This is a genomic window from Roseofilum sp. SBFL (assembly GCF_017746885.1).
GTDB lineage: Bacteria > Cyanobacteriota > Cyanobacteriia > Cyanobacteriales > Desertifilaceae > Roseofilum.
Window position 1 is genome coordinate 1 of the sequence record NZ_JAGHZH010000090.1, and the last position, 10,851, is coordinate 10,851.

General features: G+C 42.6%; 11 protein-coding genes and 2 pseudogenes. 3 read left to right on the forward strand and 10 right to left on the reverse strand.

The genetic code is table 11. The features are described from left to right. Positions 1–192 (forward strand): hypothetical protein (locus tag J7545_RS09855; RefSeq protein ID WP_318719515.1); only part of this gene is annotated, 192 nt, incomplete at its 5' end. A 47-nt stretch (positions 193–239) separates the two neighbouring features. Continuing rightward, positions 240–476 (forward strand): hypothetical protein, encoded by a 237-nt coding sequence (locus J7545_RS09860; RefSeq protein WP_318698129.1) that lies wholly within the window; start codon positions 240–242, stop codon positions 474–476. Between the two features lie 132 nt (positions 477–608). Here J7545_RS09860 and J7545_RS09865 read toward each other — a convergent pair whose 3' ends face one another. Then, complete coding sequence (locus J7545_RS09865) at positions 609–2,366, reverse strand: hypothetical protein (RefSeq protein WP_318698128.1); 1,758 nt, start codon at positions 2,364–2,366, stop codon at positions 609–611. Between the two features lie 244 nt (positions 2,367–2,610). On the opposite strand from J7545_RS09865, the gene J7545_RS09870 reads away from it, so the two are divergent. Further along, positions 2,611–3,957, forward strand: coding sequence for a sensor histidine kinase (locus tag J7545_RS09870; RefSeq protein ID WP_318698127.1), 1,347 nt, complete (start codon positions 2,611–2,613; stop codon positions 3,955–3,957). A 164-nt stretch (positions 3,958–4,121) separates the two neighbouring features. Here the strand turns inward: J7545_RS09870 and J7545_RS09875 are convergent, their stop codons facing one another. The 9 genes and pseudogenes from J7545_RS09875 to J7545_RS09910 all read right to left on the reverse strand — a co-directional run bounded on the left by J7545_RS09875 (position 4,122) and on the right by J7545_RS09910 (position 10,621). Further along, positions 4,122–4,961 carry a class I SAM-dependent methyltransferase gene (locus J7545_RS09875; RefSeq protein ID WP_318698126.1) on the reverse strand — a complete coding sequence of 280 codons (840 nt, stop codon included), beginning with the start codon at positions 4,959–4,961 and terminating at the stop codon, positions 4,122–4,124. Positions 4,962–4,985: 24 nt separating this feature from the next. Continuing rightward, a pseudogene (locus tag J7545_RS09880) lies at positions 4,986–5,378 on the reverse strand (helicase-related protein); the annotation flags it as partial. Continuing rightward, on the reverse strand, positions 5,369–6,409 hold the full coding sequence (locus J7545_RS09885) for a permease (RefSeq protein WP_318698124.1): 1,041 nt from the start codon (positions 6,407–6,409) through the stop codon (positions 5,369–5,371). The pseudogene J7545_RS09880 and the gene J7545_RS09885, both read right to left, overlap by 10 nt. Before the next feature lie 154 nt (positions 6,410–6,563). Next, the gene (locus tag J7545_RS09890) at positions 6,564–6,938 is read right to left on the reverse strand and encodes a metalloregulator ArsR/SmtB family transcription factor (protein ID WP_318698123.1); all 375 of its coding nucleotides are present in this window, start codon (positions 6,936–6,938) and stop codon (positions 6,564–6,566) included. A 78-nt stretch (positions 6,939–7,016) separates the two neighbouring features. Further along, a complete protein-coding gene (locus tag J7545_RS09895; protein ID WP_318698122.1) occupies positions 7,017–9,800 on the reverse strand; it encodes a PAS domain S-box protein in 2,784 nt (927 codons plus the stop codon). Positions 9,801–9,846: 46 nt separating this feature from the next. Next, positions 9,847–10,017 (reverse strand): annotated as a pseudogene (locus J7545_RS09900) (IS5/IS1182 family transposase); the annotation flags it as partial. Then, a complete protein-coding gene (locus J7545_RS24000) occupies positions 9,984–10,169 on the reverse strand; it encodes a hypothetical protein (RefSeq protein ID WP_413038603.1) in 186 nt (61 codons plus the stop codon). The gene J7545_RS24000 and the pseudogene J7545_RS09900, both read right to left, overlap by 34 nt. A gap of 46 nt (positions 10,170–10,215) precedes the next feature. Beyond that, the gene (locus J7545_RS09905) at positions 10,216–10,410 is read right to left on the reverse strand and encodes a putative toxin-antitoxin system toxin component, PIN family (protein ID WP_318698121.1); all 195 of its coding nucleotides are present in this window, start codon (positions 10,408–10,410) and stop codon (positions 10,216–10,218) included. Next, a complete protein-coding gene (locus tag J7545_RS09910) occupies positions 10,403–10,621 on the reverse strand; it encodes a hypothetical protein (protein ID WP_318698120.1) in 219 nt (72 codons plus the stop codon). Before J7545_RS09910 ends, J7545_RS09905 begins: the two co-directional genes overlap by 8 nt. Positions 10,622–10,851: the final 230 nt, after the last annotated feature.

Sequence of the window (10,851 nt, forward strand, 5' to 3'; positions counted from 1 at the left end):
AGTTGGAGTTGTGGTAAACAACAACTGTACTATAGAAGCGCCCCACCGGGTTTTGGCACGAGCACTCTAGCTTCCTACCGTTTCGCGATCGCCACCCATTCGCGTTCAACAGTCCTGTCCCGTTTTGGCGAAGGTATTGTTCAAGAAACTGGGTTTCTGGCTACAGATAATTGCTATAGCGGATTGATTTAGAAACCGATCCCGCTCCAGATTTGGCGATTGAAGTGGATTTAACTTCGATGACACAACCGGAGAATTATCAGGCGATCGCCCCTTCAGAACTGTGGATTTATAGAGAAACAAAGTTATATTTTTATCAATTTGATCGTCAGGGTTATCAAGAAGTTCAAAAGAGTCAATGGTTTCCTGAGTATAATTTGAAGCTACTCATTCCAAATTATATTGAGCGGGGTTGGGAAATGGGTTCAAGTGTAGCGATTCGGGAATTTGAAGATATTGTGCGATCGCTCCCTTAACTCCATTCCCCTATTCCTAACTTATATCAAATCCTCAAAATCATGCTACACATCAAATCTCCGTGTCTCCGTGTCTCCGTGTCTCCGCGTCTCCGTGTCAATCATCTGTAACAAACATCTAAGGATTTCATATTACTCTTGAGAATCCCATCCCCACCAAGGACTGACCTCTATTGCTCCCCTTGGGGTAAAAACGACTCGGAAAGAATCAATCCCGCGATCGTCAAATTCAGAAGCTCGACTCATATCCGATAATGGGGTATTGTCCACCCAATCTTGAGCTTCATTTGAACTGGGAACATAACCGGTAATTACGCCTTGAGAATCTACAAAAATGCGATAAGTTAGCCGTTGTTTAAATTGGGGATTGGTTTGCCAAGCTTGATCCAGTTGGGTATATACTTTTTGATTTAAATCCACTTGAGAGAGAGCCATAGATGGAGTATAGTCAAATGTTTTTACCGCGCTCATGGCTTCTGGTTCTGGATGTTCCATTAGCACCCATTGAGTTAAATCCAAAACATAGTGACTCACCAAAGTAATCCGCTCATAAGACATAAAATAAAAATGCAGTTTATGGGGATTTTGGATATCTCGATGCATCACTAAGCCATTAATGCCGATATCCTTGCGATAATTCATGGCTAGATTGTATCCATCTAGCATGACACTAAATAAAGGACTCTTGTGGGGGGGATTTTGTTTCAACTGCTCGTAGTTATCGGTAAATGGGGGGGCAAACCCAATAGGAATATAGATTCCGCGATCGTACTGATCCGTGGAAACTTGGGGAATCTGATGCCAATCCACTCCACTGACGATAAATTTACGAAGTTTCCCGGACTGGCTCTTGAGAGTTAATTCCAATTCTAATAATTCTTCATTTGCTAAAGGGGATTCAATCGTTTTAGCTGTAGCACTCTGCAAATGGGAAATTTGACTATAATCGGTTTTCCAGAGTTTATTTGGATTATAAATTCCTGGAGGAACAAAACTTTGAAATTTCGGATTGGCTTGGTGCAAGTCTTCCCAAGTTTCAAGGGTTTCTAGGGGTTGATTAACCACCATGAGTTTTGCTTTACTGATTTGCTCATTGGTGGCTAGAATATTTTCGTGTTTTAAGTCTTGGGCATCAACCAGATAGCGGCGTTTCGCTGTTCGTATCGCGTCTAAATCAAAGGGCATTCCACTATAGAAGTTAAATCCAGGCCAAGCTTCCATGGATGGGGCATGATCCCAAGAGGAAACACCATTCAGTTCGCTGACAAGACGACTATAGGCTCCTTTGGGAAAGTCAAAGTAGCCTTGATAAATTTTTTGTTTTCCCTCTGAAGTTTCGGCAAAAACCGCTAATTCCCAATAGCCTGCACCTAAGCAATTATTGGTGACGGCAATGGAGATTTCTTCGCTGGAGTAACCCATGAAGCCGTCGGGTAGATAAATTTCTGGGGAACCCGCAGAGAAAATAACCCGTTGTCGATTAAATTCCCGTTCCGTGAGAAACCATTGCGTTAGGGCTTGATTCCCACGAATTGAGGCAGGAATTTGGGGAATCATTAACCGCAGATCGACATTGTTTAAGAGAATAGGGGTAGATTGTCCGTTCTGGCTGATTTCAAATTCGATATTATAGAGAGAATTTGGGGCACGATAGAAACTAATGTTTTCGCCAACGAGGTTAGAGCCTTGAACGGATTCAGTCTGGAGAGGAATTTGAGTTGAGTTAAAATTACCATAACGAAGATAGACAAATCCGGCGATCGCACTTAAACTCAGTACACTAGCTGCTAACGCACAAGGGATTACCCCATGGGGTAAGTTCGAGACATACTTAACGGTTTGAACGGGTTGAGTATTTTTGCTTTGAGGTGTCGGTAAAGTAGTCGTCACGATCGAATCCTCCGGATTGTCTAAACCTGTATCGGATAAATCAATCCTAGAAATTGCGATCGCTCATCCACTTCGATCCAATCGCCCAAATCAACCGACTCTTGAGTACCAATCTAATCTAGTCCTAAAGCACTATATCCCCTTCACATAAGTGCAGACTTAAGATCCTCGATTCTGTGAAAAAGTTCCCGTAAGATCGGGTATAGATTCACAGATTTGTGCAAGATGAGGACAGGGGGAAGCCATGGGACGTTTTTCTGGATGGAAATCTTATTCTAATCATCCATTTTATCTTTTGCTTTACTTAGAATGGATTTTGCTGGCAATTGCAGTATTAGCAACCTTTGCCCCCTCTCCCGATGCTATTCATTTTTCACCGCCTCCGCGTCCCCAGGGTTTGGAAATGCTTCCCCCCCATCCTCCCATGCCACCGAGTCGCCCAGGAAATCCCAGCCGGTTTATTCCTGGAATTCTTGCCAGTATTGGTAGTTTGGGATTAATGGGTTTGCGCTTGCCCCAAGTCCATCACCCATGGATTTATCAGGTACTGTATACCACTTTAGGGTTTGGTTTGAGTGGCTTGGCAGTTGCCTTTGGGGGGCGAGGGGCAACGTTTTTTTCTGCTCTCTTGCTAGTAGTTGTCATTCGAGGCTGTTTGATGTTTCCCTGGCGCGGACGGGTGATGGTGGCATTGGTGGCTTATATTTCGTTTCTGGGGATGTTGATGGGAACAGTTCTGAAACGGGTGGGATTTTTTCATTATTTGTCCCGTAAGGTGGAGCAACCTGCCGATTTGATGGAGTTTTTGTCTCCAAGATCCCAAGGGTTTGTTCTGCACTTAACCGTTAATTCAGCTCTTTTATTTGGATGGGTATTAGTGTTGGTTCTGTTATTGGTGGGAGCGCTACTGAGTGAAAAAAAAAGCCGACAAGATTTAAAGGAAGCTCATCGGGAACTCCGCCAATATGCCCTGTTGGTGGAAAATCAAGCGGCATTGCAAGAGAGAAATCGTATTGCCCGTGAGATTCATGATTCGGTTGGTCATTATTTAACTGCTCAGAGTATCCAGTTGGAGAATACAACGGTGTTCTTAGCTGAAGATCCCCCTAAGGCTCAGGGGTATTTAAAGGAAGCACAACGGTTAGGGAAAGAAGCACTGAAGGATGTGCGCCACTCGGTGTCTGCTCTGCGAGCCGATCCGTTGAAGGGGAAGACGTTTGAAGCTGCTCTGATGGAGTTATTGCAAGAAGTGAAGCAGACGACGGGAATTCGCATTGAGTGCAAGTTTAAGGTGAGATCAGCGTTATCTAAAAAATGCTCAACAGCGCTGTATCGGGTGGTTCAGGAGGCTCTAACGAATGTGGCGCGTCATAGTGAGGCAACACGGGTACAAGTGTATCTGATGGAAGCGAGTGGAATGGTGTGTTTGCGTTTGCAGGATAATGGACAAGGGTTTGAGCGGAATCTCAATTCTACAGGATTTGGGTTGCGAGGAATGCAAGACCGAATTCAGGCGATCGGTGGACGCTTTGAAATCAAGAGTGCGTCAGGGAAAGGCTGTCAAGTTGAGGCAGATATTCCGATCAATTAATCATATCAAATCTGGGTAATCAATTAAAGTATCGGTTAGGGTGTGCAGGATAGGGTTGTGTAATTTGAATGATGCCGCTTATCCTCCTGCCCACCCTTAAAAATAGATCCGATCCAAATATGAGATGCACCCGGTATGGCATTGTTCTGTGGCGATCTACACTTCTACACTCTATTGGCAATGACGGCAAATTCTCTCGATTGTCGATCGTAAGGGGTTCCCGCAACGTCGGAATAGATCCCTTTAATTGCAAAACCAGCATTAACCAACTCACTCTCAAGCTCTTCAGGCGTAAAATATTGCAACCAGTTGTACACATATTTGGTTCGCTCTGACTCAATAATTGTGTACTTGTCCAGCACTACCTTCTCTTGATTGTATTTGAAGGTATTTAGAAAGCCGTAATACTTGTGAGGTGACCAGAAACCGTTGAGTTGGTTCACCTCATATGTTGCCGTTTCTTCCCTTTGTTCAAATGCAGCCAGGGAATAAACATCAAGTAGGACTGAACCGCTCGGTTTCAAAATCTTATGGAATAGGTCTAGTATTTTTTTTCTTTGTGTTGGACTAAGGGCGCAGAAATCACACATAATCATCAGTACGAGATCGAATCGTTCTTCTGTGTCAAAATTGAGGTAGTTCTGATTTATATAGCTGATATTTAATTGTTCGCGGGCTGCAATTTTCCTTCCGTACTCGATGGATCTCTTCGAGAAATCGATGCCGGTTACAGATGCGTCGCGTTTCGCCAAACGGCTTGCATACAGTCCAGGACCACAGCCGAAATCAGCTAAATAAGTTTCACTGCCGATGTTGAACTCAGATACGATCCATTCCACCGATCGATTTATGAATTCAGCTTTTCTCGAAGAAACATCAATGGCCGGATTAAGATGAAACGAGAGCATCTGTTTTGATGTATGTTCATCAGTCCAGAGATCGCTTGCGGTGTAAAATTGGAATGGTTCGGGGCATTCGTTAATTTTTTCTAATTCGTCAAACATTTTCACTCCATATTTATTCTACTCTTAGTTAATCTCATAATCGTAACCTTGCTTGGTTAAAAATAACTGTCGGTGACGGGCAAAATCTTCTTCACAAGTCCTTAAGGAAACCAAAGTGTAAAATCTGGCTGTTCTCCTATCTGATTTAGGACGCAGAATTCGCCCTAAGCGCTGCGCTTCCTCCTGTCGAGAACCATACTTACCAAAAACCTGAATCAAGACATCCGCATCGGGTAAGTCAAGGGCAAAATTTCCTACCCGAGACAATACGAAGCCATCTATGTCTCCATCCCGAAATTGCTGAAAAAGAACTTCCCGTTGCTTCTGAGTTGTTTTGCCGGTAATTAGAGGAAACTGAGTTATCTCAGCTAAAGTTTTCAGTTGTTCTATATATTCCCCAATCACCCCTAAAAGATGACAGCATACACTAGGCCAGCTATGACAGAGCCAATAAAGGCAAAGCTCAGATAGGCCAAAAAGACGGGACGACGAGCGAGGGCGAACACAGCAATCATTGCGGGGATGCTGGTTGCACCACCAGCTAACAGAAAGGCCATGCCAGCTCCTGGTGCCATTCCCTGTTGAATCAGTCCGCCAATGAGAGGCAAGGCGGCAAAGCCATTGAGATAGAGGGGAATACCGACGATTGCAGCGCCTACAATGGAGAGAAAACTGCTATCACCAACTAGGGTCTGAATCCAAGCATTGGGGATGTAAACGAGCATCAGGCTCTCAATCATGAAGGCTAAAGCGAGCCATTTTCCTAAGAACCAGGCGTTTTTACCGGCACTGTGCCAAAATTTTTGTCGTCGCTCGACTTGCTGCCAGAATTTCCAGACGATAGGCTTGGGTTTGCGGACTCGACTGCCCCCACAGCCTCCATTTCCCACTCCTTCACGTAGGGGTTGGGTAAAGGCTCGGAGGGCAACACCGGAACGGATCAGGGCTAGGGTGCCAAAACCACCTAATAATCCGATACCAATGGTTGCGACTGTTTTGGCGATCGCAAATTGTAGACCTAGCGTCCCCACTGTCAGCACGAACATAGACGGGTCCATCAAGGGAGATGAAAGCCAGAATGCCATCACCGCAGCGACAGGTACACCCATGGTGAGTAAGGCGGCAATGAGGGGGATAACGCCACAGGAACAAAAGGGTGAAAAGGCTCCAAATACAGAAGCGACAACCACCATTACTGAGATTCGACCTTGAAAGGCTCTGGAGATCAGGTTATCTGCACCGCTTGCTTGGGTATACGCGGCAATTCCAATGGATAGGAATAAAAAAGGGGCGACACTCGAAAGACTGTTGAGTGTGAAGGCTAGGGTATCAGAGACTTGGGAGCGTTCGATGAGGGCGAGCAGGAAAAGGATGAGGGCGATCGCCAATACTACCCGATCGAGTTTCAGAACGCTACGATTCAATCTTGTCAGTACATTAGTTGCCATGAGACTTAACTCCTTTGATATTTAGGCAAACATCGAAATAAAAAAACAAAAATTTTTATATGAAATCCCAAAAACTCTGCTGCATTTCAATCCCCGTGTGTGGAGTGTCAATTATCTATAGCAAAACTCTAAGGAGTTCATATCCCCCTTGCTCTCAACCCTCTGCATCTTCTGATTCACGAGTTGGTGCAACGTTCATTTCATCCAATGGAATGACTTGATTGCGCGTGCAACACTCCTCAAACAGGAAGTCGATCAGAGATTTGAGAGTTTGGGATCGAACACTGTACCAGATCCACTGACGCTCTTTCTCTGCGGTCACAATACCCACCTGCCGTAATTTGTCCAGATGGTGGGACAGGGTGGACGCAGAAATCCCCAGTTCCTTCTGAATCTCTCCAGCCGGTAACCCCTTTGGATTGGCGGACAGCAGTAAGCGGACAATTTTTAAACGTGAGGATTGCCCGAGAGCAGCAAAGGCCCTTGAAATATGGTCGAGAGACAAGTCAGTGGTTTTAGTTGATTCCATATTTCTATAATAATCGAAATTAAAGAGATGTCAACTGGTATTCTGCTCAATATCCGGGGAATTGCCGAAGAAGGAACATTAGCTCATCTTCACCGGTAAGGCGATCGTCCATTCTGTGCCTTCCCATTCCGTAGAAGAATACTCCAGGGTTCCTAGATGTTGCTCAGTAATAATTTGATAGGCAATGGAGAGTCCTAAGCCTGTCCCTTGCCCCACATCCTTGGTCGTAAAAAAGGGATCAAATAATCGAGATTTTATGGACTCTTTAATCCCAATCCCATTATCAGTGATACTGATTTTCACCAAGCCAGCCTCGACAAATTGCGTTATTATGCTGATTTGACCAGTATAGGATTGAACGTCATTACGGGATAGAGTGCGATCGCGCTCTTCAATGGCATCTATGGCATTCATAATTAAATTCATAAACACCTGATTTAACTGATCGGGATAACATTCTACCAAGGGTAAGTCAGCATACTCTTTTTTAATTTGAATCTCTCGACGATGTTGATCCCTTTGTAATCTAGATTGTAGTAACGTTAAACTACTCTCCAATCCCGGATGAATATCCACCGCTTTAATTCCCACCTGATCCATATGAGAAAAGATCCGCAAAGAAGAAACAATAGAATCAATACGATTCGCTCCCTGCTTCATGGACTCTAAAATTTTCGGTAGATCTTCCATTAAAAATTCAAAATCAATCTCTTCTATCGTTTCCGCTACCTGTGGCTGAGGATGAGGATAGCTTTCCTGATAAGCCTCAATCAGACCCATTAAATCTTGTATATAAGTTTCGGCATAGCCTAAATTCCCATAGATAAAACTAATCGGATTATTAATTTCATGGGCAATTCCTGCCACTAATTGCCCTAAACTCGACATCTTCTCAGTTTGGATGAGTTGAGATTGAGTCTGGCGCAATTCGGCTAACGTTTTTTCTAGTTCTTCTGTCTTCCGTCTGAGTTTATATTCGGATTCTCGCAAATCAGATTCTGCTTGCTTACGCGCGGTTATATTTTCTTGAATCCCTAAAAAATGAGTCATTTTCCGATCGGCATTGAACATAGGAGAAATAGTCGCATGTGCCCAATATAGAGAACCATCCTTGCGTCGGTTATGAAACTCCCCTCGCCATTCATTTCCTGATTTAATCGTCTTCCATAATTCTTTATAATATGCCTTACTCTGCGCTCCAGAATTCAAAAACCGTGGTGTTTTTCCTTGAACTTCTTGTAAACTATACCCCGTTATTTCAGTAAACTGGGAATTAACATATTCAATTTTACCTTTTAAATCCGTAATAATAATACCATTGGCACTTTGTTCTACAGCTTGCGAAAGTTGACGCACTTTCTCTTCCGCTTTTCGGCGAGGTGTAATATCTAAACTATACTCAATTATTTGTACCAAGTTTCCTTGAGCATCCAAAATAGGATAGGCATGGACTTCTACAAACATTGGATTTCCTTGGGCATCAAAATGAGTATGTTCTACAACTGTAGGCTGTTTTGTTTTTCGCAAAATTTCTAATGGACAGGGAGAAGAACCCTCGATATTATCCCCACAAATACTATTGCACTTATGAGTCAAAGAGTAACACTGAGTATCCTTGATTTTACCTAGTTTTTCGGCCGCAGTATTGGCAGTAATAATTTTATGATTAGCTGCATCAATAACATAAAAAGCATCAGCTAGAGAGTTAATGACATTATTCAAAAAACGATTTTGTTGCTCAATTTTTATTTCTGCGTCTCGGTGTTTAATTTTAGCCTCTGTTAACCCTATCGAAAGAACTAAAACGATCGCCGTTAATCCGAGAAACGGTAGAGTAATTTTTTTGCGAATGGGGAGTAGAATTTCCTGGAGCTCCTCCGGAGATACATAGGACACCACTTTCCAATAATACTCGGATGCACCGATCTCTAAATCACTGGCAGTAAAAGCATCTGGAGCGCCCGTACTAGATTTCTGTCCCTCACCTAAGGGATAGATAGTGACAAACGTAAACAATCCATTTTTAGTATAAAATTGACTTTTACGTTCCTGACTAATGCGTTGCCATTCCTGGGGAAACTGCTTGGCAAACGTTTGCGGGAGTTCAGTGGGGCGATCGCTATACATAAACCCCCATAACTGCAATTCTGAAACTCCGGTAAACCAAAATCCTTCCGCATTTAATAACATCAGATTTCCCGGAGCATGAAGCGCTTTCTTTTTTAGTTCAGTTAACAATTCATTGCCTAGATAATTCACTAACATCACGCCTCGTTTCTGCCCCTGTTCATCGAATACAGGCATCCCAAATCGAATCGTCGGCTTTAAGGGCTGTTCAATATTGCCTTGTTCCATGTTCAAATCAAAGGGAGACACAAAAATTTCTCCCGCCGGAAGTACCCAGGTATCTTGAAAGTAATAGCGATTGACTTTATTTTGTAGTTTCTCCACTGGCACAACCGAGGGCTGACCTTTATTAAAATTAACCCGAACAATTTCGAGTCCAGTTTGATCTAAAAACCGAATTTGATCGTAGAGGTGTTTATGGACAGAAAAGTGAAATAATTCATTGGATAGAGCATTCCGTTGCTCAACCATGGAGTCAACTAGATAATTTTGCAGTTCATTCAATTCAGCTAAGATTTTCAAATCAGATACAATTAACTGAAACTCTCTGGAAATTTGATCCGTTTGTCCTTCAAGGCTGTTGGTTAGCTGGATTTGTAATAGAGTTTTCGCTTGTTTGATCTCTTGAGTATAGATAAAACCAGTAACGGCAGTGATAGGGGCGATCAAGATTAAAAAAATGATCAGTAATCGGTATGCTTTTTTAGATTGAATTAAAGAGATGAATTGAGTCATGGTATATTTTTCTGCTCTAGATCATTAGACCTCTTGCAAATTAATTTTATGCTATACTTAAGGTTTTTTGTGTTTCAGAAGTGAGAGTTAACTCATAGTTATAGATGGCTGCTAACAAATTGCAACGCAAACCATAACGGCGACAACGATTGCGGTATCTATGGCCCAAGATGTTAAAAATTTTCAGCTTACGATTAATATGTTCAATGATAATTCGTTCACAGAAAGTTTTGGTTTTTTCCCTCTTTTTTCTGGGGAACTCGATTGGGAGTTAATCGCTTTCACCATTGGCTCAAATGTCTCATATTTAACTCCAAAACGACGTTGAAAATCCGTAGAAGACAGGTTAAATAAATCTTGAGAATTCATCCGTTTTACCAATCATTATCACCTCGATTTTATTACTAAATGTACTTTATTGACCTAGAGATATATATTTTTCAAATTTTGGCCGGATAAAAATTTTAAATAATTCCGCCAAAGTTTCCTCAGACATTAAGACAATGTGCTTTTTAGTCACCAGATCAAAAACCTGTTGAGGTTTAGATGAAGACAGTATCAAGCCGCTAATCAGAATATTGGTATCTAAGATAATACGTTTTTTATTCATCCTCTAAAAGTTCAGCTAAAATTTCGGCAGTCAACCCATTGGCAGCCGCTTCTTCACGAATTTGTTTTACCAGGTCATTAAACGAATTAGGGTTCAATAATTCTTGGATTATGAGATTGAACATGAAGGTGGCATTTTGTTGTTGCTGGGGTTCTGCTGCTCGATAAGCTTGGGCGAGTTCAGCATCAACTTGAATGGTAATGGTTTCCATAGGGTGGGTTTCCTCTTGACACTTATTTCTAGGATAATGGGTTAGCTCAATGTTGGGTTGAACGAAGTGAAACCCAACCTACGGTGTTTAACGCACAAACCCGGTTTCTAACTCTCAATCTCAATCTTTGCGCCTTTGTCAGCCGGTTCAAAGCCGAAGACGTAGGAATAAAAGTAAAATTCGCCATCAAGAGCGCGTTTAATATTTTCGGCTTTGCGGAAGCCATGTTG

Excerpts from the sequence above, each read along its gene's own strand:
- J7545_RS09905 (WP_318698121.1), bottom strand. The coding sequence starts at position 10,410 with ATGAATAAAAAACGTATTATCTTAGATACCAATATTCTGATTAGCGGC.
- J7545_RS09870 (WP_318698127.1), top strand. The coding sequence starts at position 2,611 with ATGGGACGTTTTTCTGGATGGAAATCTTATTCTAATCATCCATTTTAT.
- J7545_RS24000 (WP_413038603.1), bottom strand. The coding sequence starts at position 10,169 with ATGAATTCTCAAGATTTATTTAACCTGTCTTCTACGGATTTTCAACGT.
- J7545_RS09860 (WP_318698129.1), top strand. The coding sequence starts at position 240 with ATGACACAACCGGAGAATTATCAGGCGATCGCCCCTTCAGAACTGTGG.
- J7545_RS09890 (WP_318698123.1), bottom strand. The coding sequence starts at position 6,938 with ATGGAATCAACTAAAACCACTGACTTGTCTCTCGACCATATTTCAAGG.
- J7545_RS09910 (WP_318698120.1), bottom strand. The coding sequence starts at position 10,621 with ATGGAAACCATTACCATTCAAGTTGATGCTGAACTCGCCCAAGCTTAT.
- J7545_RS09875 (WP_318698126.1), bottom strand. The coding sequence starts at position 4,961 with ATGTTTGACGAATTAGAAAAAATTAACGAATGCCCCGAACCATTCCAA.
- J7545_RS09885 (WP_318698124.1), bottom strand. The coding sequence starts at position 6,409 with ATGGCAACTAATGTACTGACAAGATTGAATCGTAGCGTTCTGAAACTC.
- J7545_RS09895 (WP_318698122.1), bottom strand. The coding sequence starts at position 9,800 with ATGACTCAATTCATCTCTTTAATTCAATCTAAAAAAGCATACCGATTA.